At 62.5% G+C, this 20,665-nt stretch carries 17 protein-coding genes; 12 read left to right on the top strand and 5 right to left on the bottom strand.

Translation table 11 applies throughout. From position 1 onward, the window contains the following. The first annotated feature begins 65 nt into the window (after window positions 1-65). A complete protein-coding gene (locus V8J81_RS01685; protein WP_368474022.1) occupies window positions 66-602 on the top strand; it encodes a TetR/AcrR family transcriptional regulator in 537 nt (178 codons plus the stop codon). On the opposite strand, the gene putA is transcribed toward V8J81_RS01685, so the two are convergent. After that, entirely contained in the window at window positions 591-3,992 is a 3,402-nt protein-coding gene (gene putA, locus V8J81_RS01680) for a bifunctional proline dehydrogenase/L-glutamate gamma-semialdehyde dehydrogenase PutA (protein WP_368474021.1), read from the bottom strand. The genes V8J81_RS01685 and putA overlap by 12 nt on opposite strands. 117 nt (window positions 3,993-4,109) lie before the next feature. On the opposite strand from putA, the gene V8J81_RS01675 reads away from it, so the two are divergent. The 3 genes from V8J81_RS01675 (at window position 4,110) to V8J81_RS01665 (ending at window position 6,719) form a co-directional block, all read left to right on the top strand. Then, a complete protein-coding gene (locus V8J81_RS01675) occupies window positions 4,110-4,589 on the top strand; it encodes an Lrp/AsnC family transcriptional regulator (protein WP_368474020.1) in 480 nt (159 codons plus the stop codon). A 74-nt stretch (window positions 4,590-4,663) separates the two neighbouring features. Continuing rightward, window positions 4,664-5,878, top strand: a complete 1,215-nt coding sequence (locus tag V8J81_RS01670) for an NAD(P)/FAD-dependent oxidoreductase (protein ID WP_368474019.1) — start codon at window positions 4,664-4,666, stop codon at window positions 5,876-5,878. Window positions 5,879-5,891: 13 nt separating this feature from the next. After that, entirely contained in the window at window positions 5,892-6,719 is an 828-nt protein-coding gene (locus V8J81_RS01665; protein WP_368474018.1) for an NAD-dependent epimerase/dehydratase family protein, read from the top strand. Here V8J81_RS01665 and V8J81_RS01660 read toward each other — a convergent pair. Genes V8J81_RS01660 through V8J81_RS01645 form a run of 4 tightly spaced genes read right to left on the bottom strand, consistent with a single transcriptional unit; the run spans window position 6,716 to window position 10,643 of the window. Beyond that, window positions 6,716-7,279, bottom strand: a complete 564-nt coding sequence (locus V8J81_RS01660) for a 2-hydroxyacid dehydrogenase (protein ID WP_368474017.1) — start codon at window positions 7,277-7,279, stop codon at window positions 6,716-6,718. The genes V8J81_RS01665 and V8J81_RS01660 overlap by 4 nt on opposite strands. 1 nt (window position 7,280) lies before the next feature. Next, window positions 7,281-8,174 carry a succinate--CoA ligase subunit alpha gene (sucD, locus tag V8J81_RS01655; RefSeq protein WP_368474016.1) on the bottom strand — a complete coding sequence of 298 codons (894 nt, stop codon included), beginning with the start codon at window positions 8,172-8,174 and terminating at the stop codon, window positions 7,281-7,283. Further along, window positions 8,171-9,370 carry a malate--CoA ligase subunit beta gene (locus tag V8J81_RS01650; RefSeq protein WP_368474015.1) on the bottom strand — a complete coding sequence of 400 codons (1,200 nt, stop codon included), beginning with the start codon at window positions 9,368-9,370 and terminating at the stop codon, window positions 8,171-8,173. The genes sucD and V8J81_RS01650 overlap by 4 nt, the downstream gene beginning before the upstream one ends. A gap of 25 nt (window positions 9,371-9,395) precedes the next feature. Beyond that, window positions 9,396-10,643 (bottom strand): pyridoxal-phosphate-dependent aminotransferase family protein, encoded by a 1,248-nt coding sequence (locus V8J81_RS01645; RefSeq protein ID WP_368474014.1) that lies wholly within the window; start codon window positions 10,641-10,643, stop codon window positions 9,396-9,398. A gap of 215 nt (window positions 10,644-10,858) precedes the next feature. Here V8J81_RS01645 and V8J81_RS01640 point away from each other — a divergent pair, with 215 nt between their 5' ends. From V8J81_RS01640 to V8J81_RS01605, 8 genes are all read left to right on the top strand, one after another. Further along, on the top strand, window positions 10,859-11,503 hold the full coding sequence (locus V8J81_RS01640; RefSeq protein WP_368474013.1) for a response regulator transcription factor: 645 nt from the start codon (window positions 10,859-10,861) through the stop codon (window positions 11,501-11,503). An 80-nt stretch (window positions 11,504-11,583) separates the two neighbouring features. After that, window positions 11,584-12,558, top strand: a complete 975-nt coding sequence (locus V8J81_RS01635; protein WP_368474012.1) for an HpcH/HpaI aldolase/citrate lyase family protein — start codon at window positions 11,584-11,586, stop codon at window positions 12,556-12,558. Window positions 12,559-12,609: 51 nt separating this feature from the next. Beyond that, window positions 12,610-13,506: a LysR family transcriptional regulator gene (locus tag V8J81_RS01630; RefSeq protein WP_368474011.1), complete on the top strand. Its 897-nt coding sequence runs from the start codon at window positions 12,610-12,612 to the stop codon at window positions 13,504-13,506. A 93-nt stretch (window positions 13,507-13,599) separates the two neighbouring features. Beyond that, window positions 13,600-15,699 (top strand): hydantoinase/oxoprolinase family protein, encoded by a 2,100-nt coding sequence (locus V8J81_RS01625; protein ID WP_368474010.1) that lies wholly within the window; start codon window positions 13,600-13,602, stop codon window positions 15,697-15,699. Then, window positions 15,696-17,399: a hydantoinase B/oxoprolinase family protein gene (locus V8J81_RS01620; RefSeq protein ID WP_368474009.1), complete on the top strand. Its 1,704-nt coding sequence runs from the start codon at window positions 15,696-15,698 to the stop codon at window positions 17,397-17,399. Before V8J81_RS01625 ends, V8J81_RS01620 begins: the two co-directional genes overlap by 4 nt. Before the next feature lie 192 nt (window positions 17,400-17,591). Next, window positions 17,592-18,899, top strand: coding sequence for a histidinol dehydrogenase (gene hisD, locus V8J81_RS01615; RefSeq protein WP_368474008.1), 1,308 nt, complete (start codon window positions 17,592-17,594; stop codon window positions 18,897-18,899). Next, complete coding sequence (locus tag V8J81_RS01610; RefSeq protein WP_368474007.1) at window positions 18,899-19,660, top strand: SDR family NAD(P)-dependent oxidoreductase; 762 nt, start codon at window positions 18,899-18,901, stop codon at window positions 19,658-19,660. Before hisD ends, V8J81_RS01610 begins: the two co-directional genes overlap by 1 nt. Continuing rightward, window positions 19,657-20,637: an alcohol dehydrogenase catalytic domain-containing protein gene (locus V8J81_RS01605; protein WP_368474006.1), complete on the top strand. Its 981-nt coding sequence runs from the start codon at window positions 19,657-19,659 to the stop codon at window positions 20,635-20,637. The genes V8J81_RS01610 and V8J81_RS01605 overlap by 4 nt, the downstream gene beginning before the upstream one ends. Window positions 20,638-20,665: the final 28 nt, after the last annotated feature.

The raw sequence follows: 20,665 nt of genomic DNA, 5'->3' as shown, positions 1-20,665 counted from the left end.
TTGGTTGAAGATTTGTAGCGATTGCTACACTATGGCTTTGTAGCACTTGCTACAATCGAAAAGAAATGAGCGAAATCAACGCGAAGAAAGAAAAATGGTTGGCGGCGATGGCGGCCCATGTGGTGGAACATGGGCTGACGACGGCCTCTTTACGGCCATTGGCGAAGGCGGCCGGCACGTCGGATCGGATGCTGATTTATCATTTCAGCGACAAGGACGGCGTGATCGGCGCATTGCTGGAGTATCTGGCGGAGCGGTTCACGCAAGGATTGGATGCGGCCATTCCCGAGGCGCGGTTTGAGAGTCCCGGCGCGGTTTTGCACGCGGTGGTGGGCGTCATGCGCTCGCCCATGGCGAGTGGGTATGCGCGGGTCTGGCTTGATATCGTGGCGGCGTCAGCGCGGGGCGAACTGGCCTATGGGCAGACTGGCGGCGCAATCATCACGGGCTTTACGGCGTGGGTCATGAAGCGCCTGCCGGAGGGGGAAGGCGAAGCAACAGCACGGGCGCTGTTGACTGTGCTGGAAGGCACGTTGGTGATGGACGCGGTGGGGCATTCGGAGGCTGCCGATGCCGCCATCGCGTGGTTTTCAGGCGACTGAGGCCAGTAGCGCCGCGTTGCCGCCAGCCGCCGTTGTGTCGATACAGGTATGGCGTTCGATGATGAGGCGCGGGGTTGGATCCGCGTCCGTGATCAGCGGCAGGATTGGACCATCGAGCGCCGCGAGGGCCTGCCGGTACGGGCGGGCATTGTCGCCCCAGAAGACCACGGCATCGAATGGGGGGAGGGTTGCCAGAGCCTCCGGGGGAAGGTCCGGCGCAAGGACGGGGGCGTTGCCGGTTTGTGTGGCGGCTTTGGCCTGCGCGCGCGCGGCTTCAAGCCCGGGGCCGATACACAGGATGCGCCCCCTAGGATGCGTGGTGAGGCGGTTGGTTTCGCCGGTTGGGCCGGGGAGCAGTGTTTCGGTAAGCGTGCGGTCGGCGGGAACGGCGACGCGGAGGTCATGGGCGGCTGCGGCGGCTTCAGAGGGTGTGCCGGAGGTGCTGGTGCCCTGCTGGGGTGTCGTGAAGCGGGCGACGTAGTGGGGGCCGCCCGCCTTGGGTCCGGTACCAGACAGGCCCTGACCGCCAAAGGGTTGGGAGCCGACGATTGCCCCGATTTGGTTGCGATTGACGTAGAGATTTCCGGCCTCGATGCGTCTGGTCACATCAGCGATACGATCGTCGATGCGGGAATGAATGCCGAAGGTCAGGCCGTAGCCCGTGGCGTTGATCTGGTCGATCACCTTGTCCAGATCCCGGGCCTTGAAGGTGGCGACATGGAGAACGGGGCCGAAGATTTCTTCTACAAGATCATTGATCGAGGCGACGCGGATTGCGGCGGGGGCGACGAAGGTGCCCTGCCCCGGCGTATCGAGTTGCTTGATGAGACGGCCTTCGGTGCGGGCCAGCGCGATATGGGCGTCGATCTTGGCCTTGGCGGTGGCGTCGATGACGGGGCCGATATCAGTTGCGATGTTCCAGGGCTGGCCGAGTTGGAGTTCGTCCATCGCGCCAGTCAGCGCGGTCAGGAAGGTGTCGGCGATTTCTTCCTGCACGTAGAGGCAGCGCAGGGCGGAGCAGCGTTGGCCTGCGGACTGGAAGGCGGATTGGACGACGTCTTTCACGGCCTGTTCGGGCAGGGCGGTGCTGTCGACGATCATGGCGTTCAGGCCACCGGTTTCGGCGATGAGCGGCGCGGAGGGCGTGAGATTCGCGGCCATGGCGCGGTTGATCGTTTGCGCGGTGGCGGTGGAGCCGGTGAACGCCACGCCGTTAATGTCGGGGTGGGAGGTGAGAGCGGCACCGACCTCCGCCCCTTCGCCGGGAAGGAGTTTGAGGGCGGTTTGCGGGACGCCGGCCTCGTGGAGGAGTTCAACGGCGCGGGCTGCGACAAGCGGTGTGGTCTCCGCGGGCTTGGCGAGTACGGCATTGCCTGCGGCGAGGGCTGCCGCGATCTGGCCGGTGAAGATTGCAAGCGGGAAGTTCCACGGGCTGATGCAGCTGACGCGGCCCAAGGCTGAGTCGGTCAGGTCGGGGATGTGGGCGGCGTAGTAGCGGAGGAAGTCGACGGCTTCGCGCAGTTCCGCCTCGGCATCGAGGAGGGTCTTTCCGGCCTCGCGGGCGAGGATGGCGAAGAGTTCGGGGGCGTTGGCCTCGTAAAGATCAGCGGCGTGGTTGAGGATATCGGCACGGTTGGGCGCATCCCATGGCGTTGCCTTCGCGATGGCCTGCTCGGCATCTTCGCGGGTGGAGAGGCGGACCTGGCCGACGATATCGGACGGGTCGGCAGGGTTGGTGATGTCGAGGGTCGGGCCGGTGCCCGTGCCCGCCTGCCACTGGGTTCGGGCGAACGCTTCACGGGCGTTTGTGATTTCGGCCAAGGCAGCGGGGTCGGTGATGTCGAAGCCTTGGGAATTAGGGCGTTCGGGTGTGTAGAGGTCGCGCGGTTTGGTGACGTCTGTGCTGGCGTTGGAGAGGGTTTCGAACGGGTCGGCGGCGACATCTGCCGGGGGCACATCCTCATCCATGATCTGGTGCACGAAGGAGGAATTCGCGCCGTTTTCCAGCAGGCGGCGCACGAGATAGGCCAGTAGGTCGCGGTGCGCGCCGACGGGGGCGTAGATGCGGCAGCGGGTCATGTTCCCGCGCCGGACCTGTTCGTGCAGCGCCTCGCCCATGCCGTGTAGGCGTTGGAATTCGAAGACGGACGGGTCGTCGGCCATCTCCATCACCGCGGCGACAGTGTGGGCGTTATGGGTGGCGAATTGCGGGTAGAGGCGGTCGGTCTTGTCCAGCAGTTGGCGCGCACAGCTGAGGTAGCTGACATCGGTTGCGGCCTTGTCGGTGAAGACCGGGAAGCCGGGCAGGCCCGCGACCTGAGCGCGTTTGATCTCGGTATCCCAGTAAGCGCCTTTGACGAGGCGGACCATGATCTTGCGGTCATTGGTTTCGGCCAGCGCGTGGAGCCAGTCGATCATGGGGGCGGCCCGCTTGCCGTAGGCCTGCACGACGACGCCGAAGCCGTCCCAACCGGCCAGCGAAGGATCGGACAGGACCGCTTCGATCACGTCGAGCGAGATGTCGAGGCGGTTGGCCTCTTCCGCGTCGATGTTGAAGCCCATTTGGGCGGCTTTGGCCTGTTGGGCGAGGGTCAGGACGGTGGGGACAAGCTCGGCCATGACGCGGTCACGCTTGGCGGTCTCGTAGCGAGGATGGAGCGCGGAGAGTTTGACGGAGATACCCGGGTTTTCGCAGATGTCGTCGCTGTGCGCATGTTTGGCGAGGTGGGCGATGGCGTCCGCGTAGGCCTTGCGGAAGGCCTCGGCCTCGCCCGCCGTGACTGCCGCTTCGCCGAGCATGTCGTAGCTGTAGGTGTAGCCTTTCGCGGCCATGTCGGAGCCGCGCTTGACCGCCTCGGAAATGGTCTCCCCCAGCACGAACTGGTTGCCCATTTCCTTCATCGCGCGGCGCGTTGCAGCGCGGATGACGGGTTCGCCCAACCGCTTGACCGCGCCTTTGAGGGTGCCAGCAATCCCCTGCCCGTCTTCATCAGACAGAACGCGGCCGGTGAGCATGAGTGCCAACGTGGAGACATTGACGAGGCCGGACTTCGACTGGCCCCGGTGCGACGACCATTCGGCGGGGACGATCTTGTCTTCGATCAGGGCATCGACGGTGGCGTCGTCGGGCACGCGCAGGAGAGCTTCGGCAAGACGCATCAGGGCGAGCCCCTCGGCGGAGGAGAGGCCGTATTCAGCGAGAAAGACCTCCATCAACCCACTGCGATCTTCGGCCCTGATGTCGGCCACCATGCGCGCGGCGCGGGCAGAAGCAGCTTGGCGCGTGGCCAGCGAGATGGGATGCGCTTCAGTCAGGCGGGCGAGCGCGGCATCTTGCGGCTCAAGATAGGCGGCACGGATGGGTTGGCGGAACGCTGAGAGGTCGGACATGGGGGTGCACTCCTGACTGGGACGGTGTCAGTTTAGCATACGCGCAGAAGTCGGATTGCCTGTTTGTGTGGAGTGTGATGTATAATTTGGCCAAATTTCCCGGATGGACAGATCAAAATGCGCCTGAAACCGAATACTGATAGTCGATTAGACGCAGCCGATTTGAGGATTCTCGCGGTTCTCGCAGCCGAAGGTAGAATCCCCGTCACGGAACTCGCCAACCGGGTTGGCCTGTCAAAGACACCGTGCCAGACGCGAATGAAGCGGCTTCAGGAAGACGGCTATATTCAGGGATTCCGCGCGGTGCTGGACCCCGCGCGTCTCGGCCTGGCCCATGTGGCGTTTGTGGAGGTGAAGCTGGAGGATACGCGCGAGCCTGCCCTGCGTGCGTTCAACGAGGCCGCCCGCGCGGTGCCAGAGATCGAACAATGCCACATGATCGCGGGCGCGTTCGACTATCTGCTGAAGGTGCGGTCCACCGACATCAATGATTACCGCCGCGTGTTGGGCGAGGTGATCAGCCGCCTGCCCCATGTGGCCGCGACTTCCACCCATGTCTCGATGGAAGCGGTGAAGGACGAAAACGGACTGTCCTGATCACAGAGCTTGCCATTTTTCGCGGCCTGAGACAGCGTGCGGAAAACCGGCGAAAGGACCGGGTGGGGAGAGATATGGTAAGTCCGACATTCGACACGAAACCGTCGCGCGCGTCCTATGATGTGTTGATCGTGGGGGGCGCGATTATGGGGTCGTCGACCGCGTGGTGGCTGACGGAGATGGGGTTCGATGGCACCGTCTTGGTGGTGGAGCGCGATCCGTCGTACGAGAAATGCTCGACCGCGCATACGAACAGCTGCATGCGACAGCAATTCTCCACCGAGTTGAACGTGCGGATCAGCCAGTTCGCCGCCGATTTCGTGAACAACATCCGTGAACGGATGGGCGGCGATGATCGCATCCCTGAGCTGTCTGTTCGGTCCTTTGGGTATTTGTATCTTTCTGACAACGAAGGGTTTGCGGACGTCCTGCGGCAGAACATCAAGGTGCAGCACGCGGCGGGCGCGGCGACGGAGTTGCTGAGCCCTGACGAAATCCTTGCGCGGTATCCGTTCTACAATGTGGATGACATCGTTCTGGGCTCCATCAACACGGTGAACGAGGGCTACTGGGACGGCGCGGCTGTGTTCGACTGGTGGAAGCGGCAGGCACGCGAGCGGGGTGTGGAGTATATCTCCGGCGAAGTGGTGGAAATGGCGCGTTCAGCCCGCGGGGTGGAGAGTGTGACGCTCGGCTCGGGCGATGTGGTGGCCTGCGGGCAGGTGGTGAACGCGTCAGGCCCACGGGCCGCGCGGACGGCCAAAATGGCTGGCATCGACGTGCCGGTGGAACCGCGCAAACGCTATTCCTGGGTGTTCAAGGCAGAGCAACCGCTTGACCGTGACCTGCCACTGACCATCGACCCCTCGGGAGTGCATTGTCGTGAAAACGGTGGCGGCACGTATCAGGCTGGCGGCCACGCCGATGTGGACCCGGCGGTCGATTTCGACGATTTCGCCATGGATCACAGCCTGTGGGAGAACCACGTCTGGCCAGTTTTGGCCACGCGCATTCCGGCGTTTGAGTCGGTGAAGGTGCAGGCCGAATGGGCCGGGCACTATGCGGTCAACACGCTTGATCACAACGCGATCCTGGGGCCGCACCCGGATGTGCCGAATTTCATTTTCCTCAACGGGTTTTCCGGCCATGGCTTGCAGCAGAGCCCGGCGATGGGCCGGGCGACGGCGGAATGGTTGATCCACAGGGAATACCGCGCGTTGGATATGACCCCGTTTGCCTACGAGCGGGTGGTGGAGAATAAGCCGATCCTTGAGACGGCTGTGATTTGATGGGGATGTGCAAATGCTGAAGAAGATCGTTTTGACGGGAGCTGCGGGGCGCTGCGGCATGATCCTGCGGCCTGCGCTGGCGGCCATATGTGAGGAACTTGTGACCTCGGACATTGTGGACAGCATCGACGGGCTGGCCGCGAACGAGACCTATGTGAAGGCCGATCTGGCCGACTATGCGGCGATTGAAGCCTTGATGGATGGGGTCGAGATGGTGTGCCATTTCGGGGCCATTGTGGATGAGGCGCCGTTCGAGGAGTTGCTGGGGCCGAACTTCGTGGGATCCTACAACGTGTGGGAAAGCGCCCAGAAGGCAGGTGCGCGGCGGATTGTGTATGCGTCGTCGATCCATGCTGTTGGGATGCATCCCCGCGCGTCGTTTATCGGGATAGACGCGGAGCACCGGCCCGACACGTTCTATGGGCTGGCGAAATGCTTCACCGAGGATTTGGGCCGGATGTACTGGGAAAAACGCGGGCTGGAATCGGTGCATCTGCGGATCTTGTCCTGCGCGCCGGTGAAGAATGCGCGCGCCTTGGGGACGTGGCTGAGCGATGGCGATCTGGTGCATCTGGTGGAGCGCGCGATTGACACGCCGACCACGGGCTTTGCGGTGATCTACGGCGTGTCGGACAATGACCGCGCGCCGGTGGACAATTCCAGGGCGTCCTTCCTCGGCTATCGCCCGAAGGACAATGCGGAGCAGTTCGCGGAGGAGATTTTGGCCGCCGAGGGAGCGGGCGACCCAACCGATCTGGCGCAGATGGTGCATGGCGGGCCGTTCGGCACCGTGCCGCTTGGCAAAGGCGGGGCTGCCGCCGCGGCTAAGGGTAACGACTAGGCGACCAACGTGAGCGTCGGGCGTGTGGGAGCGTCGGCTCGCAAAAGGCCGTCGCAATGGGCCAGCACAGAGTCGATGCGTGTACCATCGAAGTGATCCATTGCGACACCGCCGATCATGTCGAACATGAGCGATTGTGCGAGTGCGGTTTGATCAACGAGCCGCGCGCACGCGGTGTTCACCAAGACGGCCTCTTCCTTCATCAGGTCCAAGCGAGGGGCGTCGATGATGTGGCGGTTGCCCGGCCCGGCGTTGCAATGGAGAGAGACGACGTCGGCGACCTCAAGCACATCCTCGATCCGGGCCACCTGCCGCGCGCCAAGACGGGCGAGCGTGGCCACAGGGACCGGGCGCCGCGTGTGGATGACAACCTGCATCCCAAGCTCGAACCGGGCGCGGCGGGCAACGGCTTGCCCCACACGGCCAAAGCCGATGATGCCGATGGTCTGCCCCGCCAATTCCGGCGCGGTCAGGCCGGGGATCTTACTCCCCGGCAAGGCGCAAACCCTGCGGCGGGCGAGCCGCAGGATCAGATCGATGGTCTTGTCGACCGGCCCCATCTCAGGCGGCCTCAGGCGTGAGGATGCCCGCAACGGTCGCCCCGATGGTCGACGGGCTTTCAGCCACGGTCACGCCGGCGGCGGACAGGATTTCCACCTTCTCCGACGCGCTTTCGCCGAAGGCTGAGATGATCGCGCCGGCATGGCCCATGGTACGCCCCTTGGGCGCGGTCAGGCCCGCGACATATGCCACGACCGGCTTGGTCATGTGGGTCTGGATATACTCCGCCGCCTCGGCCTCTTGCGGGCCACCGATCTCGCCGATCATGGCGACGACATGGGTGTCAGGGTCGGCCTCGAACCGTTCGAGAATATCGCGGAAAGACGAGCCGTTGATCGGATCGCCGCCGATGCCCACGGAGGTTGAGACGCCAAGCCCAAGCTCTTTCAGCTGCGCCGCAGCCTCATATCCGAGCGTGCCGGACCGGCCCACGATGCCCACATTGCCCTTGAGGTAGATGTGGCCGGGCATGATGCCCAACATCGCTTTGCCCGGGCTGATCGTGCCGGCGCAATTCGGCCCGGTCAGGACCATGCGGCGATCCTTGGGGTAGCGGTACATGTAGCGCTTCACACGGATCATGTCCTGCGCCGGGATGCCATCGGTGATGCAGACACAGTAGCGGATGCCCGCATCGGCGGCTTCCATGATGCTGTCGGCGGCAAAGGGGGGCGGCACGAAGACCAGCGACGCCTCGGCACCGGTGGCGGCAACCGCATCTTCCACGGTGTCAAAAACTGGCACGCCTTCGCAGGTTTCGCCGCCCTTGCCGGGCACAACGCCGCCCACGACATTGGTGCCGTATTCGATCATTTCCTTGGTGTGGAAGCGCGCCATCTTGCCGGTGATGCCCTGCACGATGACGGGGGTCTTTTCGTCGAGAAGAATGCTCATGATACGGCCCTCATGTTGACGCCTTGAGAGAGGTCGTTTCTCCAAGCCCCCACTGCACGTTCGGCGGCTTCGTTCAGGGTGGCCGCCCGGATGATCGGCAGGCCGGAGCGGGCGAGGATTTTCTGCCCTTCTTCCACGTTTGTGCCCGCGAGGCGCACGATGACGGGGACTTCAACGCCAACTTCCTGCATGGCTTGCACCACGCCCTCGGCCACCCAGTCACAGCGGTTGATGCCCGCGAAGATGTTTACAAGGATCGCCTGAACGTTCTTGTCGGACAGCACGAGGCGAAACGCCTTGGCGACGCGTTCGGGCGTGGCCCCGCCACCGATGTCGAGGAAGTTCGCAGGCTCCCCTCCGGCGAGTTTGATCGTGTCCATCGTGGCCATAGCCAGACCGGCCCCGTTCACGATGCAGCCGATATTGCCATCGAGGCCCACATAGCTGAGGCCGCGGTCGGCGGCACGGCTTTCGCGCGGGTCTTCCTGGCTTTTGTCGCGCAGCTCAGCCACGTGCGGGTGGCGGAACAGGGCGTTGTCATCAAAGGTCATTTTTGCGTCGAGCGCGATGACGCGGTTGTCGGAGGTCAGGACGAGCGGGTTGATCTCGACCATTGTCGCGTCAAGCTCGGTGAAGGCGCGGTAGCAGCCCTGAAGCGTGCGGGTGAATTGCTGCACCTGCCCCGCTTCGATGCCCAATTTGAACGCCATCTGACGACACTGGAATTCACGCAGGCCCACGGCGGGTTCCACCGTGGCACGCACGATGGAGTCGGGCTTTTCGGCGGAGATGTCTTCGATCTCCATCCCGCCCTCACCCGAGGCCACGATCATCACACGCTGGCTGGTGCGATCGAGCACGAAGCCGAGGTAGATTTCACGTGCGATCGGCACGGCGGCCTCCACATAGACGCGGTAAACGCCTTTGCCTTCGGGCCCGGTCTGATGCGTGACCAGCTTCTGACCGAACATCGCATCAGCCGCATCGTGGATTTCCACGTCGCTGTCGCAGACTTTCACGCCTCCGGCCTTGCCACGGCCACCGGCGTGGATCTGGCTTTTGACGACCCAACGCTCCCCGCCCAGCTCGCGGGCGCGGTAGGCGGCTTGTTCTGGGCTATAGGCCAGCGCGCCGTCCGGCACGGTGACACCGAAGTTCGCCAGGATTTCCTTGGCCTGATATTCATGGATGTCCATGGTCTCTCCTCCCTAAAGGTGCGGCCTATTCGGCTGCGATGGCCTGCCCATAATGGGCGGCCAGTGCGGCTTCGACGGCCTGGGAGTCGAAGGTTCCACCAAGTTCGCGGACCGCCTGCCCGAAGCGGGCAACGATGTCGCGGATGACATGTTCTTGCAGAAGATTGAGGATGCCGATGCGGACCTGCACGGGTTCGCTGAGCGTCGGCCAGATGCCGAAGTTCTGCGCGCGGCAATGCTGAACCAGCTCCATCTCACGACCAGCCATGGCAGGCGGCAGGTTCAGAACGACGAGCGAGGTCATATTGGAGGTCACTTCGCAGCCCATCGCGGCAACGGCGGATTTCAGGGCACCTTCGTGGAAGGTGTAATCCTTAGCGCGGCGCGCGACGCCCTCTTGCAGCAGGATGCGGAGTGCTTCGTGGAAGGCTGAAACCGCATAGGCGGAGTGGGTGCGGTGGTAGGTGCCCTTCTCCACATCCTTGCCGTCGATGATGCCCCAATGGCGGGCCTCAAGGATCGGGTGATGGGCGAAGGTGCGGGTGCCGGTTTTCAGCAGCTCGGCGATGTAGTGGTCCGTGAAGCTGACGGGCGCGTAGGTGAGCGGCAGGCAGCAAATGCCTTTCTGCGGGCAGGAGGCCCAACCGTGGACACCGGGGAAATCATCGATGCGGAAATCTTCGACCCCGAGGGACGAGACGGCATCAACCAGCCCCATCGCACCATGCTTTCCGCAGGCGTCGGAGAAGCCACGGATGTCATTCACGCGGCCCGATCCGGTTTCCCAATGTGCCATGGCGGCCCATTTCGGCTTGTGCGCGGCCAGGGCGGCTTCGACGATCTCACCCGTCACGGACTGGCCGTGCGGCACGTTGACGATGGTGACGGACGCTGGCTGCGGGTCCATCGGATTGGCGGCAAGCTCTCCCGCTGTGGCGGCCCGCATGCGAACAGTCAGACCGTCGATGCCCGAGAAGGTGCCGTTGACGAACATCACCACCTTGTCGCCCGGCTGCACCGCGCTGAACATGACGTCGAGGCCGGACCAGCCGGTGCCCGTAACGCCGTAGGTATGAACGTTGTCGGTGCCCATGACCGCACGCAGCATGTGCTTGCATTCGACCATGCCTCTTAAAACGTCGCCGTGCATGTGGTCCGCAAGGCCCGCGCCCGCAAAGCGTGCCAGAACGCGCCCGTCGGTGTTCCCAGGCCCGGGGCCGGCGGCGATGGTTTCGGGGATTTCCAGCTGCGGGAAAATGGTAGCGTCGGTCATGGTCTCTCCATCCAGTGCGGCGCTCGGCCAAGCAGTATCGTGGTCGTTGGGGGCAACATATGACGCAGCGGCATCTGGACAACGGACGGAATACCTGCTTTTGGGTAGAAATATGGGTGGGGAATTACCCACCCATCTAGGTAAATATGCCAAAGTATACCGAAAAATTGCCCACCTATATGGGTAGTTTTTTCTGATTTTGGGAATAGTAACAGATGGTTAACTCTCCAATCGACATCATGCTGGCCGACGGCAATCCACTGGTCTTGTCGGCACTGTCCGAGCTGATTGACCGCGATCCACGATTCTCGCTGGTAGCCACAGCGGCCACAGCAGAGGGGTTTCTGGGTACGGTCATGCGCGTGCCGGTGCAGATCGGTGTGATTGATTGGTCCCTTCCCGCTTTAGGGGGCGCGAAGCTTATAGAAGTATTACGGGATCAGGCGAATGCGCCGCGTATCGTCGTTTACGCGGAAGGCACGAGCGAGTTGCCTCGCCTTGCTATGGCAGCGGGCGCTGCGGGGTACGCGCCGCGATCTTCGTCCGCCGAAAAGCTGCTGGATATCTGCGTGGACGTTGCTGCGGGTAAGATGGTTTTCCCGTTCGTCGATGTGCGCGAATTGCAGGCCGATCCCATCCAGAGCCTGTCACGCAAGGAGCGTGCGATGCTGGAGGCCTTGTCCGAGGGACTGACCAATCGGGAGCTATCCACGAAACTCGGGATCTCGACCAATACGGTGAAATTTCACCTCTCGAACCTGTACGACAAACTGGCCGTCAAAAACCGCGCACAGGCGATTGCGTTCTACTACTCATCCCGGCTTGCGCTGGAGCGCAAGAGCGACGGTATACAAAAGTAGACCCAGATAGCGCTTGACCTTTTTGTTCGCCACTACCCTTTCTGCCGCAACTTTGTTACGCAAACGAAAGGCGGCACCCCATGTCCTTCCATCCCATCGAACAGGCCCCCGCCCGGCTCAACCGCTCTGAACTGGCCGTGCCCGGCAGCCAGCCGCAAATGTTTGAAAAAGCGGCACAATCCGACGTGGACGTAATCTTCCTGGACCTGGAGGATGCGGTCGCCCCGGACGAGAAAGCACAGGCCCGCAAGAACATCATCAAGGCTCTGAATGAGATCGACTGGAACACCAAGACGATGTCGGTTCGAATCAACGGGCTGGACACACATTACATGTACCGCGACGTGGTGGACGTGGTGGAGCAGGCCGGCGAACGGCTCGATCTGATCATGATCCCGAAGGTCGGCACGGCGGCGGACGTTTATGCCGTCGACATGATGGTGACGCAGATTGAAGATGCGGTCGGCCTGAAGGACCGCATCGGGTTTGAGCACATCATCGAGACCGCTTTGGGGATGCAGAACATCACCGAAATCGCGGGCGCGTCGAAGCGGAACGAGAGCCTGCATTTCGGGGTCGCGGACTATGCCGCCTATACCCGCGCGCGGACGACGAATATCGGGGGTGTGAACCCGGCCTATTCGGTCCTGACCGACGATATGAATGGGGTGCGGGAGACGCATTGGGGCGATATGTGGCACTACGCCCTGGCGCGGATGGTGGTGGCTGCGCGCGCCAATGGATTGCGGCCCATTGATGGCCCGTTTGGCGATTTTCAGGATCCGGACGGTTACAAGGCCGCCGCCCATCGCGCCGCCGTTTTGGGCTGCGAAGGCAAATGGGCGATCCACCCCAGCCAGATTGCGCTGGCCAATGAAGTGATGAGCCCCTCGGAAGCGGAAGTCACCAAGGCGCATCGCATTCTTGAAGCCATGGCCGAGGCCGAGGCCGCCGGGAAAGGTGCCGTCAGCCTCGACGGTCGGCTGATCGACTATGCTTCCATTCGGCAGGCAGAAGTTCTGGTGGAAAAGGCGAAGCAGATCGCCGGTGCGTAAGGATCGTTGGGCAGGCTTGATCATTCAATTTGGTGATCCTAAGCCTGCCTGATGATAAAAAACCGGATCACATTCAAACAGCTCGAAGCCCTCGTGCAGGTCGCGGACACCGGCACGTTTCGCAAAGCTGCGGAGATGCTTGGGACGACACAACCCAATGTGTCTGTGCGCATCTCAACCCTTGAAGAGGCTCTTGGTGTGAAGCTTATGCACCGAGATGCCGGTTCGGTCCGCTTCACGGAGCCTGGGCGCGAAGTCCTGTCGGTGGCCCGTGATGTTCTACGCGCAGGGGAGCGGCTGTTGGAGACGGCAGGTCGCCATGATCTTGTAGAAGATCGCCTGCGTCTAGGTGTGGGGGAGTTGATTGCGGCGACTTGGTTGCATGACTTCCTCCGCACGCTCAAAGCCGCCTATCCTGCTGTGCGGGTCGAGTTGACGGTCGATCTATCCTCGGAACTGGAACGTATGCTGAGCGAGGGTCAGCTTGACCTGATCCTCGCCAATGGTCCCTTTAGAGGAGGGCCGGTAGATAGCGTTGACTTGGCGGATTATGCCTATGGTTGGGTCGGGGATGCCGACCTTGTCGGGAGTTTGGATCCAAACCCGGACCTGAAAGACCTATTCGAAATTGGCATTCTGACCCATGGCAAGTCGACCGGTGCAAGCCAGGCGCTGCGCGCGCACCTGACGGCCAACGGACTTGACCCTGCCCGCATAACGCATTCGAGCAGTCTTACCTCGACCCTGCAAATGGCGGCAGACGGGATGGGGATTGCGTTGTTGCCCAAGCGCCTTTCTGCCGGCTTGGAGCACTTGCGCGCAGCGGAGGGTCTATGGGTGCCCGACAGCCTGCGGTTCGCGGCGCTTTATGATGCCAATACTTCGGCGAGGTTCGTTAAAAGAGCCGCCCGGATGGCGGCGGATCAGGCCGCGACCGATTTAGAATAAAGTTTCTTTATCAATCCAGCGCAAAAAATGAATTTTGCGCGAATCCCGATTTGCGCTTTAACCGAGATATTCGAGAAAGCACTGGGGGCCTTCATGGCAAAGACCGTAAACCGGCTTGGCGTTGACATCGGTGGGACGTTCACGGACGTGGTCCTGGAAACGGCCAGCGGCCTGCATTCTACCAAAGTGCTGACGACATATGCCGCACCGGAAGACGCAATCATCGACGGAATGAAGCAGGTCTGCACGAAGGCCGGGATTGCACCGGATGAGATCGGTCAGATCATCCATGGCACGACGCTTGCCACCAATGCACTGATCGAGCGGCGCGGCGCAAAGACCGCCTTGATCACGACAGAGGGCTTCCGTGATGTGATCGAAATGCGGACGGAATCGCGATTTGAGCAATACGACCTGAACCTCACTTTGCCAGAGCCGCTACTGCCCCGGGAGCGTCGGTTCACGGTGCCGGGGCGTGTTGATGCGACGGGGAACGTTTTGGTTGGTCTGGAGCGCGAGGCCGTCGAAAACGTAGTCGAGCGCATCGCGGACGGTGGCTTTGAGAGCGTGGCGGTGGGCCTGATCCATTCCTACCTTAACCCGAACCATGAGCGCTTGGTGCGGGAGGTGCTGGCAGAGCGTTTGCCGGAGGTTTCCGTCTCCATCTCATCCGAGGTCTCGCCCCAGATGCGGGAATATGAGCGGTTCAATACCGTGGTCGCCAACGCCTATATCAAGCCGCTGATGGCGTCCTATCTGGGGCGGCTTGAGGGGCGGCTACGCGACGAGGGCGCTGCCTGCCAAGTGTTTCTGATGCATTCGGGCGGTGGGATCATCTCGATCGCGGATGCGGCGGAGTTTCCGGTGCGGCTGGTGGAATCCGGACCCGCTGGAGGCGCGGTGTTTGCCGCACATATCGCGGCGCGCCATGGGTTGGACAAGGTGCTCAGCTTCGACATGGGCGGGACCACGGCGAAGATTTGCCTGATCAAGGATCAGACGCCGAAGACCAGCCGCGTGTTTGAAGTGGCGCGGACCTATCGCTTCAAGAAGGGGTCGGGCATGCCGATTTCGATCCCGGTGATCGACATGGTGGAGATCGGCGCGGGCGGCGGATCACTGGCCCATGTGGACGCGATGCGCCAGATCCGGGTGGGCCCCGAAAGTGCGGGGTCTGAGCCGGGGCCGGCCTGTTACGGGCGGGGCGGAGAACGCCCGGCGGTGACGGATGCCGATCTGGTTCTGGGCAAGCTGGACCCCGAGAATTTCGCGGGCGGGTCGATCCGGCTGTCGCCGGACGCCTCCTCCTCCGCGCTGACGGGCGTCTTCGCGGAAGTGTTAGACATGGATGCCGAGGAAGCGGCCTTTGGTGTGGCTGAGGTGGTAGATGAGAATATGGCCAATGCCGCAAGGGTTCATGCCGTCGAGAACGGTGAGGACCTGAGTGAATATACAATGATCGCCTTTGGCGGCGCGGCGCCGCTGCATGCCGGGCGGTTGTGCGAGAAATTGGGGATTGAGCGGTGCCTGGTCCCGCCGGGGGCTGGGGTGGGCAGTGCCATTGGCTTCCTGCGTGCGCCGTTCAGTTTTGAGGCCAATCGGTCCGTCTATATGCGGCTGGCGGATTTCGATGCGGAGGTGATCCGGATGCTTTTGGCGGAACTGCAGCAGGAGGCGACTGGTTTCGTGCGCAGCTGCGATGCCGAGAGCCCGATCCTCTTGGAGTTCAAGGTTTATATGCGCTATTCTGGGCAGGGCTGGGAAATTCCGATCCCGTTGTCCGAGGCGCAGGCGATGGCCCCGGACGCAGAGACATTCCAGCGGCGGTTCGAGGAGGAATATACCAAGCTGTTTGCGCGGACCGTGAAAGGCATGGATATCGAGATCACGGTTTGGGCCGTGAACGCCACGACGCCGCCGATTGCGCCGGATACCATACAACAGACGGACGTGATCGGCACAGCAGTTACCAGTGGTACACGCCGTCTGTTTGATCCGGCCAAGGCGGCGTTCACGGATGCACAGATTGTGGGGCGTGGTGGCTTCCAAACCGGCCAAATCGCGCAAGGCCCCGCTGTGATTGTCGAGGATGAGACGACCATCATTGTCCCCTCCAGCCGCGATGCGATGTGCAAAAGCGATGGCTGCATCGACGTGATGACGAAACCCGCCCATGCCGGAGGTGCCGCATGACCCAATCTAGTGTTGCCTATCAGATCATGTGGAACCGCCTGATCTCGGTTGTCGAAGAACAGGCACAGGCGCTGGTGCGTACGGCCTTTTCGACCTCTGTCCGCGAGGCCGGGGACCTGTCGGCTGGAGTCTATGACCGCGAGGGGCAGATGCTGGCCCAGGCCGTGACCGGCACGCCGGGCCATGTAAATGCCATGGCCGATGCGGTGGCGCATTTCATCCGCCGGATCGGGCGGCAGAACATGTTCGAGGGCGATGTTTACATCACGAACGACCCGTGGGAAGGCACGGGCCATTTGCATGACATCACCATGGTCACACCGTCCTTCTACCAAGGCAAGCTGGTCGGGTTCTTCGCCTGCACTGCGCATATCGTCGACATCGGCGGGCGCGGGTTTGGAGCGGATGCGCAGAGCGTTTATGAGGAAGGGCTCTATATCCCGATCATGAAATTCGCAGATGGTGGTGAGGTGGACGAGACACTGACGCGCATCATTCGCGGCAACGTGCGGGAGCCGGATCAGTTGATTGGCGACATCTACGCGCTGGCGACGTGTAACGAGATCGGCCACCGGCGGCTGGTCGATATGATGGAAGAGTTCGGGCTCGACGATTTGGACGGGATCGCGGCCTTTATCCTCGACAACTCACGACGCGCGACGCTGGAGGCGATCAACGCGCTGCCTCGCACCTCGGCGGAGGGGTCGATGACGATGGACGGGTTCGACACGCCGATCGCGCTGAAGGTAAAAGTGAGCGTCGAACAGGACAGGATCCTCACGGATTTCGCAGGCACCAGCGGCGTCGACAAGAAGGGCATCAACTGCCCGATGGTCTACACCAAGGCCTATGCCTGCTACGCCCTGAAAGTCGCCATCGCGCCGGAGATCCCGAACAATGCGGCTTCGCTTGCACCGTTTGAGGTCACAGCCCCGGAAGGCACAATCGTAAATGCGCTACACCCGGCGCCTGTTGCCTTGCGCCATATCGTCGGGCATTTCGTCCCGGATGCAGTGTTTGACGCCTTTGACAAGATCGTGCCGGGTTTGGTGCCAGCGGAAGGAGCGGGCTGTTTGTGCAACTTCCAGGTGTCGCTGCGGCCGCGCACAGACGCCCCTGCCCCGCCGGATGCCCGACGCTCCGAGGTTTTGACGTTTAACTCCGGCGGGTCGGGGGCGCGGCCAGACCTCGACGGGATGAATGCAACCGCCTTCCCCTCGGGTGTTATGACCATGCCGATTGAGGCCACGGAACATGCGGGACCTGTGATCATCTGGCGGAAGGAGCTGCGCCCGGATAGCGGCGGTGCAGGAAAGATGCGCGGAGGCTTGGGCCAATATATGGAAGTCGGCGCGCGGGAGGGGCATGAATTCGACATTCAGGCCATGTTCGACCGGGGCGAGCATCCGGCCCGGGGACGGCGCGGCGGCGCGGATGGTGCGCGCACTACGATTGCGCAAGATGACGGCACACCGATGCAGGGCAAAGGCAAGCAATTCGTGCCACACGGGCGGCGCGTTCAGATGGCCTTCCCCGGTGGTGCAGGTTACGGCGATCCGGCGGAGCGGTCGCGCGAGGCGGTCATTCGAGATCTCGCGCGGGGCTATATCGGCGCGGAGGCTGCGGCGCGAGACTACGGCATGTCGGCAGAGGATATCGCAGCAGTCGAGGCCGCTGTTCGACGTGGCGAGACGCTCTAGCGCCCAACTGACCTGAATTCTCAGTCCTGATTGGCGTTCGCAATCGAGCGATTGCCAAACATCGTTAGCCCAAAATGTAAGCGCTTGCATGATCGTACTGCAAGGGCTTACATGTCGATGACAGATTCGCTGTTTTAAGCCATAGAACAGCCCCACCGCATCAGATTTCCGACCGATAGGACAAGGCCGCCGATGACCCGCGAATACTTGAAGAAAGCGCAACTCACCTCAAAATCGGATGCCTCGGACGTCCACGAAACTGTGCAGAACATCCTTGCTGATATCGAGACGGGCGGTGACGCGAAGGCGCTAGAATACGCAGCCAAGTTCGACAAATACGACGGCAACATCATCCTGACCGCCGAAGAGATCGAGGCCGCGGCAGCACAGGTCCCTGAGAAGCTGAAAGCGGATATTCGCTTTGCCCACGACAATGTGCGCCGCTTTGCGGAGGCGCAAAAATCGACGTTGAGCGATGTTGAAGTCGAGATTGTGCCGGGCTTCGTCGCAGGCCAAAAGGCGATCCCGGTCGATACGGCTGGCTGCTATGTGCCGGGTGGCCGCTACAGCCACATCGCCAGCGCTATTATGACCGTGACAACGGCAAAAGTCGCGGGTTGCAACCATATCGTCGCCACCTCCCCACCCCGCCCCGGCGTTGGTGTAGCGCCCGCCATCATCTACGCCGCCCATATCTGCGGCGCGGATACCATCATGGCGCTTGGCGGTGTGCAGGGCGTCGCGGCGATGAGCTTTGGCCTGTTTGGCCTGCCGAAAGCGAATATCCTTGTCGGCCCCGGCAACCAATTCGTGGCCGAAGCCAAGCGCATCCTCTTTGGCCGTGTGGGCATCGACATGATTGCGGGGCCAACCGACAGCCTGATCCTCGCCGACAAAACGGCCGACGCGCATATCGTGGCCACCGATTTGGTGAGCCAGGCCGAGCATGGCTATAACTCTCCGGTTTGGCTGGTGACGGATAATCGCGAGTTGGCGGAGAAGGTCATGGCGCTGGTGCCAGGCCTGATCGACGATCTGCCCGAGACCAACCGCGAAAACGCGACCGCCGCGTGGCGTGATTACGCGGAGGTCATCATCTGCGAAGATCGCGAAGACATGGCCGCCTGTTCCGACGAATATGCGCCGGAGCATCTGACCGTTCAGGCCGAAGATCTGGATTGGTGGAAGGATCGTCTGACCTGCTACGGCTCACTCTTCGTTGGCGAAGAGACGACCGTGTCCTATGGCGACAAGGCGACGGGGACGAACCACGTTCTGCCGACCTCAGGCGCTGCGTCCTACACGGGCGGCCTTTCCGTGCACAAATACATGAAGATCGTCACCTGGCAGCAGGCCACGCGCGAAGGATCGCGTGGGGTGGCCGAGGCGACGGCGCGCATCTCTCGCCTTGAGGGGATGGAGGGCCATGCCCGCGCCGCAGATGTGCGTTTGGCGAAATACTTCCCGGGTGAGAATTTCGATCTGAGCGCCGACGGCTGATGTCGGACACCTCGCGCCTCTTCGATCTGACGGGCCGGGTGGCTTGTGTGACCGGCGCCAGCGCCGGGCTGGGGCAGCAGGCCGCCAGCGCGCTGGCCGATGCAGGGGCGCGGGTTGTTGCGGTGGCGCGACGGGAAGAGGAATTACAGGATTGGGCGGACCGCACAGGCCCACCCGCCGCGATTGTCTCGGCTGATTTGGCGGATCGCAGCGCGTTGCAGGACGTCGCGGCCCGTGTGACCGCCCCGTTCGGCCCGCCCGACATCGTCGTCCATGCGGCGGGTGTGAATACTCGGCAGGCGGCGGATGACGTCACACCAGAGGGGTGGGATCTGACCCTGAACCTCAACCTCGCAGCTCCCTTCTTTCTGACGCAGGCTTTCGTGCCCGCGATGAAAGACAAAGGCTGGGGCCGCGTGGTGAATTTCGCCTCGCTCCAGACCTCCCGCGCGTTTCCGGGCGGGGTCGCCTACGGCGCGTCCAAGGCGGGTATCGGCCAGCTTACCCGCGCCATGGCTGAGGCGTGGTCGCAGTTCGGCATCAACGCCAACGCCATCGGGCCGGGCTTCTTCCCGACCGAGTTGACCGGTCCTGTCTTCGCTGACCCCGAGCGCGCCGCCCGCAATGCGGCGCAGACTTGCGTGGGGCGCAACGGCCTGTTGGATGACATCGACGGCCCGCTTCTGTTCCTGTGTTCCGAGGCCAGCGCCTATGTCACTGGGCAGGTTTTGATGGTGGACGGAGGGTTCACGGCGAAATGAAAGCCCTGATCTATGATGGCGTTGAAACCCTTGGTTTCCGTGACACCGACTTGGCCGTGCCGCGCCCGGGCGAGCATCTGATCCGTGTCGAAGCGGTCGGCGTCTGCGGGTCCGACATGCACGCCTACCTTGGCCACGATGCCCGCCGCCCTGCGCCACTGATCCTGGGCCATGAGGCCGCTGGTGTGATCGAAGGCGGCCCCCGTGACGGCGAGCGGGTAACGATCAATCCGTTGGTCACGTGTGGTACCTGCCTGGCCTGTGCATCTGGCCGCGAGAATCTGTGCCCAGAGCGTCAGATCATCTCCATGCCGCCGCGTGAGGGCGCGTTTGCGCAATATGTGGCGATGCCGGAAAGCAATCTGATCATGGTCCCTGATGACGTGCCGCTTGCAAAAGCGGCATTGGCGGAGCCTTTGGCCGTTAGTTGGCATGCAGTGCAGCTTGCGCTTGCCGTCCTTGATCCGAAAATGCCCATCCGCGCGCTTGTGATCGGCGGCGGTGCGATTGGCCTTGCGGCAGCGCTTGCGCTTCGCGCGATGGACGTTGAAGACATTACAATCACGGAGCCCAACGATACACGCCGTGCCTACCTAGTGGATGTGTGTGCGCAAAACGCGCGATCGGAACCTGAGGGGCTGTATTCGCTCGTGATTGACGCTGTGGGCTTCGCCGCAACCCGCGCGACGGCCTCGGCCCACACCGCACCGGGCGGCGTCATTGCCCATGTGGGCCTTGGCGAGGACACCGGGGGCCTCGACGCCCGGCGCATGACTTTGCAGGAAATCACCTTTATCGGCACCTATACTTACACCGCGCAAGACTTCCGCGATTGCGCAAAGGCCCTGTTCGACGGGCTGCTTGGCCCCCTTGATTGGACGGAAGCACGCCCACTATCTGAAGGGGCGCAAGCGTTCGCGGATATTCGCGCGGGACGCGTTGCTGCACCCAAGATCGTATTGCACCCTCATGACTGACGCCCCCTTTTCCCAACTGGAGTTGAGC

It is taken from the genome of Gymnodinialimonas sp. 202GB13-11 (genome assembly GCF_040932485.1).
GTDB classification, from domain to species: Bacteria; Pseudomonadota; Alphaproteobacteria; order Rhodobacterales; family Rhodobacteraceae; genus Gymnodinialimonas; species Gymnodinialimonas hymeniacidonis.
The sequence above is the reverse complement of the archived record's forward strand: the minus strand, read 5'-3'. Positions and strand labels throughout refer to the sequence as shown.